Annotated in this window: 15 protein-coding genes; 9 read left to right on the forward strand and 6 right to left on the reverse strand. The window is 42.3% G+C overall.

From position 1 onward, the window contains the following. The first annotated feature begins 113 nt into the window (after positions 1-113). Entirely contained in the window at positions 114-320 is a 207-nt protein-coding gene (locus tag AC57BQ_RS00445; protein WP_496404426.1) for a hypothetical protein, read from the forward strand. 128 nt (positions 321-448) lie between these two features. Here AC57BQ_RS00445 and AC57BQ_RS00450 read toward each other — a convergent pair whose 3' ends face one another. Both AC57BQ_RS00450 and AC57BQ_RS00455 read right to left on the reverse strand, forming a co-directional pair. Further along, on the reverse strand, positions 449-1,201 hold the full coding sequence (locus tag AC57BQ_RS00450; protein ID WP_496404427.1) for an ABC transporter ATP-binding protein: 753 nt from the start codon (positions 1,199-1,201) through the stop codon (positions 449-451). Continuing rightward, positions 1,198-1,929 (reverse strand): MlaE family ABC transporter permease, encoded by a 732-nt coding sequence (locus AC57BQ_RS00455; RefSeq protein WP_496404428.1) that lies wholly within the window; start codon positions 1,927-1,929, stop codon positions 1,198-1,200. The genes AC57BQ_RS00450 and AC57BQ_RS00455 overlap by 4 nt, the downstream gene beginning before the upstream one ends. Before the next feature lie 215 nt (positions 1,930-2,144). On the opposite strand from AC57BQ_RS00455, the gene AC57BQ_RS00460 reads away from it, so the two are divergent. The 4 genes from AC57BQ_RS00460 (at position 2,145) to AC57BQ_RS00475 (ending at position 6,164) form a co-directional block, all read left to right on the forward strand. After that, positions 2,145-2,849: an SDR family oxidoreductase gene (locus AC57BQ_RS00460; RefSeq protein ID WP_496404429.1), complete on the forward strand. Its 705-nt coding sequence runs from the start codon at positions 2,145-2,147 to the stop codon at positions 2,847-2,849. Between the two features lie 243 nt (positions 2,850-3,092). Next, complete coding sequence (locus AC57BQ_RS00465) at positions 3,093-3,698, forward strand: PspC domain-containing protein (protein ID WP_496404430.1); 606 nt, start codon at positions 3,093-3,095, stop codon at positions 3,696-3,698. Positions 3,699-3,778: 80 nt separating this feature from the next. After that, positions 3,779-4,789, forward strand: a complete 1,011-nt coding sequence (locus AC57BQ_RS00470; protein WP_496404431.1) for a toast rack family protein — start codon at positions 3,779-3,781, stop codon at positions 4,787-4,789. A 670-nt stretch (positions 4,790-5,459) separates the two neighbouring features. Then, positions 5,460-6,164 carry a carboxypeptidase-like regulatory domain-containing protein gene (locus AC57BQ_RS00475; protein WP_496404432.1) on the forward strand — a complete coding sequence of 235 codons (705 nt, stop codon included), beginning with the start codon at positions 5,460-5,462 and terminating at the stop codon, positions 6,162-6,164. Positions 6,165-6,202: 38 nt separating this feature from the next. On the opposite strand, the gene AC57BQ_RS00480 is transcribed toward AC57BQ_RS00475, so the two are convergent. Next, a complete protein-coding gene (locus AC57BQ_RS00480; RefSeq protein ID WP_496404433.1) occupies positions 6,203-6,826 on the reverse strand; it encodes an NUDIX hydrolase in 624 nt (207 codons plus the stop codon). Positions 6,827-6,964: 138 nt separating this feature from the next. Continuing rightward, positions 6,965-7,696, reverse strand: a complete 732-nt coding sequence (locus AC57BQ_RS00485) for a hypothetical protein (protein WP_496404434.1) — start codon at positions 7,694-7,696, stop codon at positions 6,965-6,967. A gap of 131 nt (positions 7,697-7,827) precedes the next feature. Here AC57BQ_RS00485 and AC57BQ_RS00490 point away from each other — a divergent pair, with 131 nt between their 5' ends. Further along, positions 7,828-9,087 (forward strand): prephenate dehydrogenase/arogenate dehydrogenase family protein, encoded by a 1,260-nt coding sequence (locus AC57BQ_RS00490; protein ID WP_496404435.1) that lies wholly within the window; start codon positions 7,828-7,830, stop codon positions 9,085-9,087. Positions 9,088-9,141: 54 nt separating this feature from the next. Here the strand turns inward: AC57BQ_RS00490 and AC57BQ_RS00495 are convergent, their stop codons facing one another. Beyond that, complete coding sequence (locus tag AC57BQ_RS00495; protein ID WP_496404436.1) at positions 9,142-10,227, reverse strand: glycosyltransferase family 4 protein; 1,086 nt, start codon at positions 10,225-10,227, stop codon at positions 9,142-9,144. Between the two features lie 357 nt (positions 10,228-10,584). Between AC57BQ_RS00495 and AC57BQ_RS00500 the strand changes: the two genes are divergently transcribed. The 3 genes from AC57BQ_RS00500 to AC57BQ_RS00510 all read left to right on the forward strand — a co-directional run bounded on the left by AC57BQ_RS00500 (position 10,585) and on the right by AC57BQ_RS00510 (position 13,668). Continuing rightward, positions 10,585-11,070 carry a hypothetical protein gene (locus AC57BQ_RS00500; RefSeq protein ID WP_496404437.1) on the forward strand — a complete coding sequence of 162 codons (486 nt, stop codon included), beginning with the start codon at positions 10,585-10,587 and terminating at the stop codon, positions 11,068-11,070. A gap of 5 nt (positions 11,071-11,075) precedes the next feature. Continuing rightward, complete coding sequence (locus AC57BQ_RS00505) at positions 11,076-11,459, forward strand: hypothetical protein (RefSeq protein ID WP_496404438.1); 384 nt, start codon at positions 11,076-11,078, stop codon at positions 11,457-11,459. Positions 11,460-11,751: 292 nt separating this feature from the next. Continuing rightward, positions 11,752-13,668 (forward strand): hypothetical protein, encoded by a 1,917-nt coding sequence (locus AC57BQ_RS00510; protein WP_496404439.1) that lies wholly within the window; start codon positions 11,752-11,754, stop codon positions 13,666-13,668. 291 nt (positions 13,669-13,959) lie between these two features. On the opposite strand, the gene AC57BQ_RS00515 is transcribed toward AC57BQ_RS00510, so the two are convergent. After that, positions 13,960-15,267 carry a DUF3472 domain-containing protein gene (locus AC57BQ_RS00515; protein ID WP_496404440.1) on the reverse strand — a complete coding sequence of 436 codons (1,308 nt, stop codon included), beginning with the start codon at positions 15,265-15,267 and terminating at the stop codon, positions 13,960-13,962. Positions 15,268-15,670: the final 403 nt, after the last annotated feature.

Below are 15,670 nucleotides of genomic sequence, written 5' to 3' on the forward strand. Positions count from 1 at the left end.
AAGGTCCAATAAGGCTGATCGTTTGATATATAATAATTAAGAAATAATAATTATATTTAGAATATAATCATATTGAGAGAATATTTTAAAACTATTAACGAAACCAAAAAAACATGAAAACAGAATTCGGAAAATCTCTTACAAGAGCAGAAATGAAAAATGTAACGGGCGGTATTGGCCCTGATCAGGTATGGGTATTGTGTAATGTAAACGGAACAACTACACGGGAAATATCAACCTGTACAGGCAACTGTGATGCCCATTGCACTACTGGTAGCTGGATTGGCTTTGCACCGGGATATACTTGCGCTTGTCCATGATCTATAAATGCCTTGCCTGTAAATAGGTTTATGAATTTATAGACAATTAATATTTAAACTAAAGCCTGATCAATAGTATCAGGCTTTGTTTTTTTAATGTCTCTCTAAATGGGAATAGCCTAATTAAATCAGAGTTTGGCTTTCGCTGCCTGCATGAATTTACTGGCGAATACAAAATCGTTCAGTTCTTGATTGTCGGTATGGGCTATCTCTTTGTTACTGCCTTCCCACCATTTTTTACCCTGGTGTAAAAATATAATATGGTCGCCTATACCCATTACCGAGTTCATATCGTGCGTAACAATCACTGTTGTTATTTCATACTCCTCGGTCAATTCGTTGATCAGTTCATCTATCAGGATGGATGTTTTAGGGTCGAGGCCCGAGTTGGGTTCGTCCACAAATAAGTATTTGGGTTGCATGGATATAGCGCGCGCAATACCAACACGCTTCTTCATCCCGCCCGAAAGCTCTGATGGGAATAGTTTATTCTTACCGGTAAGGTTAACCCTTTCCAGGCAAAAATTGGCACGATCGAGTTTCTCTGCTTTTGTTTGATTAGTAAACAGGTTAAGCGGGAACATGATATTCTCTTCCACCGTCATGGAGTCAAACAGGGCCGAGTTTTGAAAAAGCATCCCTATTTTGGTACGGATGGGCACACGTTGCTCAAAATCCATATCGGTAAAGTTCTCGCCGTCAAATATCACGTCGCCTTTGGTTGGGTCGTGTAAGCCTACAATGCACTTCAGCAGGGTAGTTTTTCCTGATCCGGAACCACCGATGATGAGATTGTTTTTACCTGGTTTAAAAACTGCGGTTATACCTTTTAGTACTTCGTTATCGCCAAATGTTTTGTAGATATCTTTAATTTCGATCATAGTAGGAGGCGTGAAATAATAAGATCCACAAATAATATCATGATACAGCTCCAAACAACTCCGCGTGTGGCCGACTGACCAACCTCAAGCGAACCGCCATCAGTATAAAAACCCTGGTAGGAGCAAATAGAAGTGATGATGAATCCAAAGAATATAGCTTTAACGGCGCAAACGGTAACGATAACCGGGTTAAAGCCATCGGTTAAGCCGGTTACGTAATCGGCAGTTGAAACATCGTTTGAGGCGGCACAGGCAATATAACCACCTACCAGACCTAAAATTACCGATACGATAACTAATAAAGGTATCATGGTTACACCGGCTATGATCTTGGGCGATATTAAATACCCCGGTGCGTTTACACCCATGATCTCCAGTGCGTCTATCTGTTCGGTTACCCGCATGGTGCCAATTTGGGATGCCATACTGGAGCCTACACGACCGGCCAATACCAGTGCCGATATGGTTGGACTAAACTCCAGGATGGTAGAGTCGCGGGTGATGCCGCCAACAATTGTTTTGGGGATAAAGTCGCTTACCAGCTGAAAGGCGGTTTGTATAGTAGCTACGGCGCCAATAAATACCGAAATGATGGCGATGATACCCAGCGAGCCAATACCCACCGAAACCATTTCACGCATCACCTCGCTCCAATAAACACTAAACTTTTCGGGCTTCCTGAAACTTAAACGCAGCAGAAGAATGTATTTTCCTAAACTTTGGAACATTTGTTTTTATAAAAATCGGTTAAAAATACGTTTTTTACCATTAAGCTTTACCGCTTGTGCTCATTGAATTAATTTAAATATGCAATTTTATGAGCTATCAACTATTGCTTACGTAAATTCGACCCATAAAGCTTCAACCCTAATCAAAAAAAATCAGCCTTGTATATTTGAGGCTGTTTTAAAAAGAACAATTATTTAAACACATTATTATCAGCATGAAGAACGCTCTTATCACCGGTTCAACAAAAGGCATGGGCCGCGCTATTTCTATTTCACTTGCTAAGGAAGGATTGAACGTGGCAATTTGTTCGCGCAATGAGCAAGAATTATTAAAATTTAAGGATGAACTGCAATCCATTAACCCATCAATCAAAGTTTTTGCACAGGTTGCCGATGGCAGTAACAAAGCCCAATTGCTCCAATTTGTTGCTGGTGCACAACAGGAATTAGGGTTTATTGATGTGGTGGTAAACAGCCTGGGCATGTTTGCGCCTGGTAGTATACTTGACGAAAGCGAAGGCGACTTTGAAAAACAACTGCATACCAACCTGATGCCCACTTATGAGCTGTACCGTTACTTCGGTAAAACCATGATTGCCGCACGCAAAGGGCATTTCTTTAATATTTGTTCGGTAGCGTCTTTAAACCCTTTCCCGCAGGCAGGTACCTATAGTTTAACAAAGTATGCTTTGTTAGGCTTAACAAAAGTAATGCGACTTGAAATGCAGGAGCATGGTGTAAAAGTAACCGCCATAATTCCCGGATCGACATTAACGGATTCATGGAAAGATGCGGTGGTTGATAAAGATACTATGGTATTACCCGAAGATATAGCATCAGCTATCATCAATATATACAGGATGAGCCCAGGCGCTAATGTTGACGAAATGATCATTAAACCTGCACCCGGCCAGTTATAGGCTTTTAGTTAGTTCATGGTTCATAGATCATGGATAAGAGGTTGTGGAAAAACAGCCTATGTTTATCTACATGCAAACAAAAATCATGAACTATGATCTATGGACCATCAACTATGATCAATGAATTTCATCGGTATTTTCAGGTGCTTTACCGAGAGTTTGGTCACTTTCACCTAATAGTATTACTGTAAAACATTTGTTGTTAGCACATTTGAATTATAAAATCACTATTATTAATAAATTATGGAAAAGAAACTTTATCGCGATGAACGCCGAAAAACCATAGGGGGTGTTTGCGCGGGTTTGGCAGAATATTTTGATATCGATATAGCTATAGTACGAGCTTTGTTCTTGCTCACCTTTATATTCATGGGCACCGGTTTAATGGTTTACATAGTTTTATGGATAGTGCTACCTAAAAAATATCAGCAATACTTTAACCCTGGGGTTGATTACCGCGTACCGCCACAGGAGCCTTATAATCCTTTTGCCGCCGGAGTACCTCCGCAACAGGATGTACCGTTTGGTGTACCTCCAAAAAAATCCGGATCATCAACACCAGGACTTATTATTGGTGTGATATTGATATTTATAGGTGCATCATTTCTGCTGCATGAATTACATCTGTTCAGATTCTGGCATTTTGGTAAATTGTGGCCGGTGGTTTTAGTAGGTGCAGGTCTTGCATTAATGGCAACGGGCAACAAAAAGAAACCCTGGGAAGATTATAACCCAGGCAATACCGATGCCTCTGATGCTAAAGAAGAGGTAAAAGATGATACTTTGAATAAAGAAGATCATCCTAATCCCGAAAATGATAATTTAAAAGATAATCCACCAACTGTATAACATCTGATGTTATTAAACTGCTATGATCGGCAAAGTCAATGTAGGTTATAGCAGCTTCATAAATATAAAAGAATACTGAAATGAGAAACGATAGATTAGTTCCGGGTGCTATCCTGGTTTGCATAGGAGCCATATTCCTGCTCAACAACTTTGGGTATATAGATTTCCATTGGATGAATATCCTCCACCTTTGGCCCATCTTTTTAATCATGGGCGGTGTTAACCTGGTTTTTGCAGGTAACCGCACAGCCTGGGCTACCATTTTAAAATTAGGCGTGGTTATACTGGGTTTTGGGCTATTAATATTCGGCCATTTTGAGCGTTACAGCTTTTGGCCCGGACGTTATAATTTTCATTATAACGATGATAGTAATAACGACAGCAGTAATAATGACGATGACGATGATGACAGCGACAGTACCGGCGTAGGTCATGGTGTAGTTAAAGTACAGGGGAGCAGTGTATTTAATAAAGACTATACCGCCGATGCCAAACTTGCACGCCTCAATATCAGCGGGGGCGGTACTACTTATACATTAAACGATACCACCAATCAGCTTTTCAAAGCCGAGACCAAAGAATTTTATGGCAGCAAGTATGAGTTTACCTCGAGCAAAGACGATTCGATGTACGTGGTTAACCTGCATCTGCGAAATGATAAGGGCTGGCATATTGATAGCGACGAGGATAAGGACAAAGCCAACAGGGCCGACATCAAATTAAACCCAAACCCGGTGTGGGAAATTAATGTAGAAACCGGCGCCACAAAACTTAATTTTGATCTGAGTAAATTCAAAATAAAAAACTTAACTTTAAAGGGAGGTGCCGCATCGTTTGATGTAAAGCTGGGCAACCCTTTGGCAACCACTAATGTTGAGGTATCAACAGGAGTGTCTGAAGTAAGTATCAGCGTGCCGAAAGGCGCTGCCTGCAGCATCCGTACCAACTCGGGCCTGTCGTCAAATAATTTTGACGGGTTTGACAAAAAGGATGATAACCGCTATGAAACTGCCGGTTTTGATGCCGCTAAAAACAAAATATACATTCACATGACAGGTGGTGTATCTGACTTTAAAGTAAACAGGTATTAATTTACCCCAACCGATACCGGGACGTATATCTATAATAATTTTACAAGCCGCTTCATGAGCATCATGAGGCGGCTTTTTTACGATCCAAAAAATGGGTTTACATGGTTTACATATTTTATGCTTTGTGTTTTTATATATAATTGATATTCAAAATGTTATGTTTGTTTTTCATCGAAAAGTGGGTTTACACTGTAAACCCATTTAGGGTGTCATTAACTAAGAGGTTATGAAGTAATCAATATCGGGACACCTCATGTTGAGTAATGATTTTGATGCTGGAAATTCAAAATTTATTATTCGATATGATTTTTCTTAGTAAGGTTTTCAAAATATTTCGGCAAAAGCCTGTTTAGCGGCGACCGACTCAGCCCACCTGCGCTTCGCTGGGCGACCCTCTCTGCGTCTACGCCGCAAAGAGGGTAAAAAAAACTTTTCCAGACCCGCTTTACCGCTTGCGGTAGAGAGGGTGGTCGAGCGAAGCAACGACCGGGTGAGTCTATTACCACAGCGATGTTTTGAGGAACTTATTAGGAAATGATGATGGGACACCTGTTTTGATGAACATGACTTCACTCTTTTGTCATTAATTGTTAAAACATGCCTAAAAGTGTTAAATTCAAAACCATTATTGCAAAAAATAGGTTTAATTTACAGCTTAATTGATCTATATATGAAACCTAAATACTTTATAATATTTTCCGCGCTTTTTATAGCAGGTACCGCGAACGCTCAAAGCGTGTTGAAGGGCACCGTTTATGAAGCCGGTAAAAACAACCGTATGCCTAACGTTTTTATAAGGGACGATAATAATAAAAGACAAATAACCATTACCGACGATAAAGGTAATTTTGAAATAAGTACCGAAACCGGTCATACCCTGATATTTGATTCACCTGGTTATATATCTGATACGCTGTATGTAACCAATCATACCCCCAAAAGAATAGAGATGGTAACTAAAACCATCGCTCTGCGCCAGGTTAATATCACCTCAACCAGGCAATCGTTTGATGCGCATAAAGAGTATCCGGAGGTTTATACCCGGAGCAAGGTTTATCCGCTGTCGCCATCATCATGGTTCAGTAAGGATGCCCGCGATGCCCGCCGTCTGAAAAAATACTTTAAACATGAAGAGGAGGAAAGGCATGTGGACGAGGTATTTAATGTTACCTATGTAGAAAGCCTGGTGCCATTACGCGGTCAGGATCTTGAAAATTTTATGACCCTTTACCGCCCGACTTACGCGTTTCTGAAAAACAATAATGGCGAGTCACTCACAGTATATATAAACGACTCCTATAAGAAATTTATGGCCTTACCTGCTGATAAACGTACATTACCAAGTTTACCCAATACCGGTAAAACTTTGCAGTAGGCAGTTGCCGGTTTGCTTAGCAACAGAGCATAGTAATATCAATCTACGTAAACGGCCATGTTGCCAGATATGATATTTTGATATAACAGTTCGATCTGGCTTTTGAGTATACGGTCTTCCGATAGCTCGGGTAGCTGGTCAATATCAAAATATTGCACATCAAGCACATCAAATCCCTTATTAAGGTTAAAGGACAAGGCCTTGCAATAGAAAACCATTTTATATACATAGAATGGCTGAGGTGGATGCGGGTGCATTTTTTTATCAAATACGGCCAACAACCTTTCGGGTATAATATCCAGTCCGGTTTCTTCCTGAAATTCTTTAATGATCACTTCTTTGGGGCTATATCCAATGTCGCCCCAACCACCGGGTAACGACCATTTGCCGTCGGTGCTTTCGCGGGCCAGCAGTATTTTGTTATCAGGAGATAGCAGGATGCCTCTCACATCGACTTTTGCTGTAGGATAATCCGCAGCCTGCGGAAAAAGTATGTTGATGGTTTCTTCCCCATAGCCGGAAACCTCATCCAGCATTTGTGTGCTAATGTGCCGCAGTTCGGTGTAACGCTCTACATCATATTCATTTTTAGCGTAAAGTAAGCCTATATCAGCAACGGATCTTAATTGGGTAATGAGGGTTAAAAGAGAGCTGTTATTCATAATAAGCAAAGAATGCAAAAAAAATGAATTGTCATCCCGAATTTATTTCGGGATCCCATATGTCAGGTAGATAATATGCAAAGTATAGCCCTGCCTGTGAGATGCTGAAACAAGTTCAGCATGACAGAGCTTGTAAACCTATCCCCGGCCTAATAGCTCATCGAGCTTATTACGCTCTGTTTGCAGTTCGCGGGCCAGTTTCTTTTCTTTTTCGTTGGCTTTTGATTTGTAGGTTTTGTATTCTTCGTCAAGCTCTTCATATAGCTTTGTGCGGTATTTGGCCTCACGGGTGTGTGCACCAGAACGCGCGATAACAATAGCCGCGATAGCGCCAAAAGCAATAACCAATCCCCACATCAATAAATTGTAGGAGGATTTAGTGAGCGAGATACCCAAGAGGTTTATTTCATCGCGTTTAGCGTTCGATTCAGAAAGTGTCTGGTCCTTGGTAGTTACATCAGTTTTAAGGCTGTTGATATCTTTAGTTTGTGCAGTAAGCTTTGATTGCGCTTCGGCCAGTTTACGTCTTTCTATGTTCAGGGTATCGCGCATGTTTTTCCAAAGCGCTGAGGCCAGGGGCTCCTGGTAATGATATAGCTTACTGACCAGGTATTTATACTGACCATTAAGCGATTTGTCGTTTTTTAATGCCGAATCGGCAGATGTTGCTTTTGGCTGCGTATATCTGTAGGCCGAAGGATTTACGGCTACGGCTGGTTTTACAGCAGCAGGTTTTACAGTAGCTGGTTTCTGGACAGGGGGCTTTACCACGCCAGTTTTTTTAACAGTGTCCTGGGCAAGTGCCGGGTTAATACTGCCTAAAAAAACGATAATTAAAACACAGATACTGAATAAAAAATGCTTGTTCATTAGATGTAAAATTAGGTATCCTATATTACAAAACAGGATATTTATTGCTTTTATTGTAATATCCTGAGGGTTTGTAGGGGCTAATGTAAGGTTTCATACGTAATTTTGCTACTCATGGTTATATTAGCGGCATGAATATAGGTATTATTGGTTTAGGCGACATGGGACGCTTGTACGCCAAAGCTTTTGCAAAAGCAGGTTATACAGTTTGTGGATGCGATTTACCCGAAAACCGGGACCGGCTTGAGGCAGAACTGGCGCCATACAAAATAAACATAATGGATAGCGGTAAAGATGTTGCCCGCACCAATGACCTGATCATCTACTCGGTAGAGGCTGATAAAATGGAACAGGTTGTGGCTGAATGCGGTCCCCTGACCAAGTATGGCGCAATTGTGGCCGGCCAAACCTCTGTAAAACATCCCGAAATAGCCCTTTTTGAAAAATACCTGCCTGCCGATGTGCAAATAGTTACCTTTCACGGCATGCATGGCCCCGGATTTGAACCCGAAGGGCAAACGTTGATACTGATACCCCATCGCACCACCCCAGATGCCTACCAGCGTATGTACGATCTGTTTAACGCCATAGGCAGTCAGATTGTAGAAATTGCTGATTACCACGAGCATGATAAAATTGTAGCCGATACCCAGGCCGTAACCCACGTAGGCTTTGAAAGTATGGGTACCGCATGGAAGTCGGCCGGGTTTTTCCCATGGGAAAATGCCTCGTATATAGGTGGTATCGACAATGTGAAAATACTCACTACCCTGCGCATATTTAGTTATAAGGCCCACGTATACGCCGGGCTGGCCATATTAAACCCATACGCTAAGCAGCAGGTTAAACGCTATGCCGAGTCTGAATCTGAATTGTTTAAGCTGATGATCAAAGAGGAGGCCCAGGCTTTCAGAGAACGGTTGTATCGTGCCCGCGACTTTGTTTTCCACGAAAGCCGTAAACCTATCATGCTGAATGATACGGTGATGAAAGAGTTTTCCCTGTCGCAAAAGCCGGAGCAGCAAAAGCCAAATTCACATTTAAGCATACTGAGTATGGTTGATGCCTGGTACCACCTGGGCGTGAATCCTTATGATAACCTCATTTGCCAAACCCCTCCATTTCGCCTGCGTTTGGGTATTGCCGAATATCTGTTCAAAAATGAGGAATTACTGGAAGAATCCATCGAGACGGCTTTGTATGATAAAACTATCCGGGGCGACGATCTGGAATTTCACTCGGCGGTAAGGGAGTGGTCGTCTATCATTGGTTATGGCGATATGGAAGGCTATAAAAAACATTTTAATGAGGTACAATCCTTTTTTGTTGGTCGGTTGGAAGAAGGCAAAAAACAAAGCGCCGAACTCATCAGAAGATTGATGATGGAATAAGCCCTGGTTTTGAGGCAAATGCGGCAGGCTTGAATAAGGTAAGAAGCAAAATAATTATTTATGGAGACTATTATAAAAAAGTTGTTCCAGTTTATTGCATGATTGTTCCCAGCTAAATTGCTTTATATAATTATTTGCTTGTTTGGCTATCTGCATCCTTAAATTATCATACTCAATTAAGGTGATTATCTTTTCTGCCATTTGTTCAAACTGGCCCACATCAACAAAAAATACAGTTTGTTCATCGATCATAAAATCTACATGACCACCTACTTTTGTACAAACACAAGCACAACCACAGGCCATTGCTTCCATGGGAGGCAAGCCCCATCCTTCATGAATGCTAGGCGATATGAAGATTGCCGACTTATTATAAATCTCCCTTAAATTATTGGGCTGGTAATGATATTCAAATGTATCAGGAAAAGGTATCATCGGCTTTTCATAAACACCAAACAAATGCACTTTAATTTCCGGATATTTCTGGGCAACAGTTTTTAAAGCCTCCAATCCATATGTTGTCCCCTTTCTTTTATCGTCAGAGTATAGCATGCAAATGTTAAACCTGTTTTTTTGTTCAATGGGGGTTTCAATAAAAAATTGCCGGGGATCAATGGCATTAGGGATTACCGGAGGTCTTTTATTTGTTTTGGATTCGAGCAGGTTTGCCAGGTAATTGGCTATAACAATATGATGCAGGTTTAAATGGAACGATTTATCCACCAGTTCGGGATAAATGGTCATTACCGCCTCGTAATCCTGTATCAGATTAAATTTCTGACCTTTTCTTTTATTTAAGAAACTGATCTCTGTGGCTGTTGCCCACCATGTACAAAGGATGATATCGGCATTGCGTATCAGTACATTATCAACTTTTAAAATTTCAAAGCTTTTAACGGAGGAGGCCAAATCATACCAAACAGGTCTCTTTTCTTCCGGAATGTGTTTCTGGAAGAAAAAATTGCTTTTTTTGAGATCGATTTCTGTAGTCCAAGAGGTATGTATAGCGTGATATATAACCACATCATGACCTTTTTTGGCAAGTTGGTTGGCGTATTGGTACATTACTTTAAGCCCTCCGCCAGGCCCATTGGATAAAAAAGGCAGCACAATATTTATCTTTAATTTTCTATCTATCATTCTGACAGGATCTTATAGCGGCAGGCGCAAGCGTTTTGATGATTTTAACATTGCCCGGGTTTGAATGTAACAGGTTTAGTGCTTTTGAGTCACACCTTAATGACGGGTATTTATTCTCTTTATTATTGGCTTCCAAGATATAAAATTCTTTTGTGCGGGTTTAATCTAAAGGCCACATCGGATATTCGTACCGGTTGCAGCAAAAAGTGGTGATGCTGCGCTTACAATATTGCCCGTACATCAGACAGTTCGCTAATTAATATCATAAAATAGATTAGCCCTGTAGCATATGGTCAGGTTGGGCACGTAATGTATATAATCGTAATACCCGATGCCCTAGTTATAGCCAATTTGCTCATGAAAAACTTAAGCCGATACATTGCTTGCCTGTTTCTTTTATTAACCGCTGTATCCTGTTCAAAGAATAAGGATAAAACCAAGGTTTGCCCTCCTGTACCGCTTGCATTAATATTACAGGCTATTAAATTTCAGGTGGTTGATAAAACCAGCGGACAAGATCTCTTCTTTTCGGCAAACGCCCCTTATGCCTTAACTGATATTAAAATTGTATTCCGGAACAGCTCCAATAAATTAGATTCTGTTTCTCCGCCGCTGAAAGAAGAACTGCCCGCCGGCTCGCATTTTGTATATCCAATTCCTTATACCAGGATCCTGGATACCTGTTATATTAAAATTAAAAGCCTGAAAGTTGATACCGTAATTAGCACCATTGCAGTAACTAAAACGGAATGCAGTACCTCGTATTCTTTAAATAAGGTACAGGTAAACAAGAACGCGCCTATTGCTTATTCATACAGTAACGTCATCGTTATTAAAAAGTAAAGCGTATGAATGGCGAAAAATTTTCGGGTTTGGTGAATTATCTGCAAGAAGTTCCTGCTGTTGATGTTTTTGGCAGCGGGATATTTGAAAATGGCCTGTGGTGGGTTAAGTTTAGTATCGATATCAAGCACCAGTATGCCTGGCAGGTGGTGCAGGAAATTGGCCATGTGGTTAACTATGTATCACTTGATGAGCGGCTGCCAACTGTGTTTTACCCGGTTTCGCCACCTCCGTACATGAACGGTGGACCTGGTGATTTCCTTTCATGGATAATTGAAACCGAAGATGCCGATTTTACGCCCGACGATATGAAAGATTGGCTTTTTGGCCGCTTGCCCCAACCGGTAAGTGATTTAACAGCCTGGAATACCAGTGATGAGGAAGTTTAGCTGAAAGCCTAAAGCGGAAGACGTAAAGCTTTTTAGCCCCTCAATCTTTGCAGTCGCCTCGGGCCTCTCGTAGCGTATCCCTGTAGCTCGGTGCTGACAAACTGGTGTCACCATGCTGAGGGTTTATATGCCGTACCTTTGTAATGATCCGGTTAATGGCGCGGGTTTCCACAACTCTTGGTAAACCGGCTACGCTAAGTTTCAAATACTTACGTTATAAATTGCATTAACCTGCCTGGCCAAGACAAGATCATTGTTAACCTATTTTTTTACTTAATCACATTATCACACAATGAACGAAGATTTAGAAAATGCTACCGGCGATTATCAAGGAATAGCCACTCCCACAGACGCTGCCCCACCTGCGGGCGATGCACCGATATACTGGCTGGCTACCACGCCCGGCGTTTACACCAATTACGGTGGGATAGTGGTGCCGGTAAATACTATTGGCATCATATCCCGAACAGGTGCCATTTATTCCCTGGCACCAATTACGCTTACGCAGATGTTTAAAATCATTACTCCTGATGGTACACATGCTACGGTACAGGACTGGACACCAGATTTTAAAGGACAGATTGGGGTGGATGGTACAGGCGGTAACGAGGTTTTTTACCTTGCCCGGTCGGTAACTTCGCCAACCACCAAATGGGAAAAGCTGTATACCTCCTTTTCGCTTAACGCGGTACTGAGCAACTATGCCTTAACAACCGCGTTATCGGCGTATGCCTTAAACAGTTCGCTGGCGGCCTATGCTACAACTGCCAATATGCTCAAAGTGCTGGCCACCGCCAATCCTAATGATGGTAATGCCGGGAATCAGCCTTTATATAAAGGTCAGCTCGGTGTAACCATCGATGGCACAAACGAAGTTTATTATATAGCCCGCTCCACCGTATCGCCAACCGCCAAATGGGTCAGGATCAATACCGATGCAGCTGATGCTGTGTCGGCAGGTATCAAAAACCAGGTAGCGGCTAATTCCCTTGTCGATAACGCAAAAATTGTTTCGAAGTTTGATACCGAGCGATACGCGCATGCATCATACATCCAACTTTCGGGCGATTACGGATTTGTGGTATACATGTGTAATGAAACGGGTACCGCCGAGGGCGACCCCGGGCAGTTTATCCGCCTGGCGAAGTTTCATATACTAACGCCCGAACAAAAAACTATTAAAACTGTGGCTGTACCTGGTGGTATCTATGGCGCTGTTACTTTAGATAATATAGGTTTGCAGGTGCCTAACCTGATAACTATTGGTAGCGGAAACAATCAGGATGTGCTCCGGGTATTTTTCAGAGGTACGGCAGGTGGTGTTCAGGCTATTTATTACCGGGATTATACCATATCAACCGATACCTTTGGGGATGCGTTCCAGGTACAGTGCAAGTATAAGACCAGGGCTGATGGAGATACCATTCATACAGGGCCTTTTAACCAAACAAATGCTTACGCTCATTATGACTGGTTAAGAAAAGATACCGACGCCCCAGATCAGGCCTTGCCTGGTACGTACAAGGAGGTTTTTATTTCGAGCGAAATGAGGAGGTTTACCGATGGCAAATTATATTCCTGTGTAAGTTTAGGTAGCGGATTAAATAAAACCACAACGTGCGTGTTAATATCGTCTGATGATAACGGAGCTACATGGACCTTATATTACGGCCCTGATCCAAGAACGATGCCCGGTACAACCGAAACGGATTATAAATACTTTTGGGAAGCTGCGGTAAGTGAAGATGCCACTTATATTTATATTCATGCAAGAGGGGCATCATTTGGCCCGGCCAAAGGGGTATGGCTGCAAAAGATTGCGAAGGCGGATTTGTATACCACAACAAACTCGTTAGTAAATGTATACCCCAATAGCGGCCAAAAACCAACATTGATCGACTACCCGGGTATTGGCCCCATCCTGATCACACAATCGGATAAAGCTGTGCTGCCGGTAACATCATTCCGGACTGGGGTAGATTTTGTGTTGATCAACGCCGGTTATACTACGTATACCCGCTTGTTTACGGCCCTGGATTTTAATGGTATCCATACCTTTTCTTCGGTACTGAAAAACAATGGAGAGGTTTATCTTACCTATTCTACATCAAAAAGACGAATAGCGCAACAAAGACCGGCGCCTGTAGGGGACTCCTACCAAAATACATCTGAAATAGCTATAACCAAGCTCGACAGAAGGTATTTTTAAGGAAGATCAATAATATACCAAAAAGAAGGGGCTGTCATCCTGAGCTCCGTCGAAGGATCGAGCGCTGAGGCCTGCCCACCATGGTTCGACGGGCTCACCATGACACCCGTCCCTTTAGGGTTTTCTGAAAGGAATCCAAAGGGGACAAAAGGTGCTTCTGAAGTAGTTAACATACAAAACTATTTTCGATTGAGGACACTGAGGTTTGGATTGGGCGGCCCTCAGGGCACAAAAAGGCCACGCTGCAAAAGCAGCGTGGCCTTTTTGTTATATCCAAAGTTTTATTAAGAACTATGGCAGCGTAGTGAAATTGATGCTTGGCGGTGTACCGGTTGCCGTACGTGTAAATGTTTGGTTAAGGCTTACATAATTGGCAAAGAAGCCTCCGTTTTGTAAATAGAAGTTGCTGCCTGAAATACCCCCTCCATAATCCATCCTTTGCTCATTGTTGGCCGTAGCGTCGCCGTCAAAATAGGCGCTGGTTAGTTCGGTCCAGATGCCGGTTGAGCTCTTTACCCATTGATTACCAAAATTTCCTTTACGGCCCAGGTAGCCGTTGGTGTCCGTAAAATTCTCTACAAATGAATACAGTCCTGTTAAATAGGTATTGGTAGATGGTCTTAACCAGGAGGTGATAAATTTCCAGGAACCAACTTCGGGAGCATAAAACCATGATGAAAAGGTAGTATTGCCAGAAGCATCGGGCACGGCCTCGGTCAAAAATTTATAGGTAGTACCGGCTACCCAGTTATAATCCAGGTAAGCCTGGCCGCCTTCGCCTTCACCGCTAAAGGTTTGTACTACAACACCGGCACCTGCCCGTGTGCTGGTTGTGGTACCGCCGGTTGGGTTCCATACTGAAAACAGGATGCGGCGTTCGCTTGAGGAATTTACCTGCATCCCAAAATATCCCTGACTAAAACCATTGGCCATAAAATAGGAGCCAACCGGATCCTGGCCAACTGGTACGGTAACCTCATTATAAAACCATTGCGAGTTGGCCGGCGCGGTATAACCTAAGTGAACCGATGGCCCCCGGCGCGACCAGTAAAAATTGGTGGAGTCATTAGCATACTGCACATTGGATGCCACCACCGGACCACTGATGATCAGGTCAGATACATCGGCATAATATCCGCCGGTTTTGCTTACTCCTTTAAAATCTACCCGCACATATCCCGGACTGGTAACATTCACCGTACCTACATTATAGGTGGTGAAAGCGGAGCCCGTCATGGATACGTTGAACGGGACTCCGTTAACGGTAAGCTTAATGACGCTGCTGCCGGATGCAACTTTGGCTTTTACTTGTAAGGTTAAGGAACCGGTATTACCTAAGCGGAAGTAGGCCGAGAAAATACTGTTGGGGTTGGTCCAGTTGGCCAGTGTGGTTGATGTTACGGTTTCCACACCGCCCGAAGCCAGGGTGGTTACAAATGCATTGCCACCCATTGAAACCCGGAGCGATGAGCCGCCGAGCGATTGTGTTTTGGCATCGGGAGCACCGTTAGTGGCTAAATTCTTTTGCGCATCCTTTTTACAAGAAAATAATGCAAGCATCATCAGGCACACCAGGTAGTGTAATTGGTTCTTTTTCATAATGTAAAGGTTTGTTAAAATTTTGTCGGTTAATTTTAACTTAAATTATGAAATGGGTATTTAATCAGGTAGTTAAAGGCTACGCAAACGTTTGCTAAAAATTTAACCTAAGGATAATTTTATGTGCTTTCGCGAGATATTAGCAAAATCATCTTTTGAAAATAGCAATGCTGACCAATGCCTTGCTAAAACGTGTTTTTAGTAAGCTGTGGGGATATCGGGTGGAATGGAAGTGTGTAATTTAATAGTTCTCAAATACTTAGGAGGTATCTTTCTAAATGATTTTATCGATCATGTTTTATGAAACAGCACTTACAGTCATAAACCACAACACAAACGTTTGAAATTGTATTTCAGGCGGTTATGTGTCCGGAAGAAAGCAGGGCCCTGTGTATAATTAGCG

Source organism: Mucilaginibacter sp. BGA-UO-ETr-C110, from assembly GCF_059567985.1.

What these genes read in the sequence shown, in the direction of transcription:
- AC57BQ_RS00445 (WP_496404426.1), top strand. Translation starts at nt 114, where the DNA reads ATGAAAACAGAATTCGGAAAATCTCTTACAAGAGCAGAAATGAAAAAT.
- AC57BQ_RS00450 (WP_496404427.1), bottom strand. Translation starts at nt 1,201, where the DNA reads ATGATCGAAATTAAAGATATCTACAAAACATTTGGCGATAACGAAGTA.
- AC57BQ_RS00455 (WP_496404428.1), bottom strand. Translation starts at nt 1,929, where the DNA reads ATGTTCCAAAGTTTAGGAAAATACATTCTTCTGCTGCGTTTAAGTTTC.
- AC57BQ_RS00460 (WP_496404429.1), top strand. Translation starts at nt 2,145, where the DNA reads ATGAAGAACGCTCTTATCACCGGTTCAACAAAAGGCATGGGCCGCGCT.
- AC57BQ_RS00465 (WP_496404430.1), top strand. Translation starts at nt 3,093, where the DNA reads ATGGAAAAGAAACTTTATCGCGATGAACGCCGAAAAACCATAGGGGGT.
- AC57BQ_RS00470 (WP_496404431.1), top strand. Translation starts at nt 3,779, where the DNA reads ATGAGAAACGATAGATTAGTTCCGGGTGCTATCCTGGTTTGCATAGGA.
- AC57BQ_RS00475 (WP_496404432.1), top strand. Translation starts at nt 5,460, where the DNA reads ATGAAACCTAAATACTTTATAATATTTTCCGCGCTTTTTATAGCAGGT.
- AC57BQ_RS00480 (WP_496404433.1), bottom strand. Translation starts at nt 6,826, where the DNA reads ATGAATAACAGCTCTCTTTTAACCCTCATTACCCAATTAAGATCCGTT.
- AC57BQ_RS00485 (WP_496404434.1), bottom strand. Translation starts at nt 7,696, where the DNA reads ATGAACAAGCATTTTTTATTCAGTATCTGTGTTTTAATTATCGTTTTT.
- AC57BQ_RS00490 (WP_496404435.1), top strand. Translation starts at nt 7,828, where the DNA reads ATGAATATAGGTATTATTGGTTTAGGCGACATGGGACGCTTGTACGCC.
- AC57BQ_RS00495 (WP_496404436.1), bottom strand. Translation starts at nt 10,227, where the DNA reads ATGATAGATAGAAAATTAAAGATAAATATTGTGCTGCCTTTTTTATCC.
- AC57BQ_RS00500 (WP_496404437.1), top strand. Translation starts at nt 10,585, where the DNA reads ATGAAAAACTTAAGCCGATACATTGCTTGCCTGTTTCTTTTATTAACC.
- AC57BQ_RS00505 (WP_496404438.1), top strand. Translation starts at nt 11,076, where the DNA reads ATGAATGGCGAAAAATTTTCGGGTTTGGTGAATTATCTGCAAGAAGTT.
- AC57BQ_RS00510 (WP_496404439.1), top strand. Translation starts at nt 11,752, where the DNA reads ATGAACGAAGATTTAGAAAATGCTACCGGCGATTATCAAGGAATAGCC.
- AC57BQ_RS00515 (WP_496404440.1), bottom strand. Translation starts at nt 15,267, where the DNA reads ATGAAAAAGAACCAATTACACTACCTGGTGTGCCTGATGATGCTTGCA.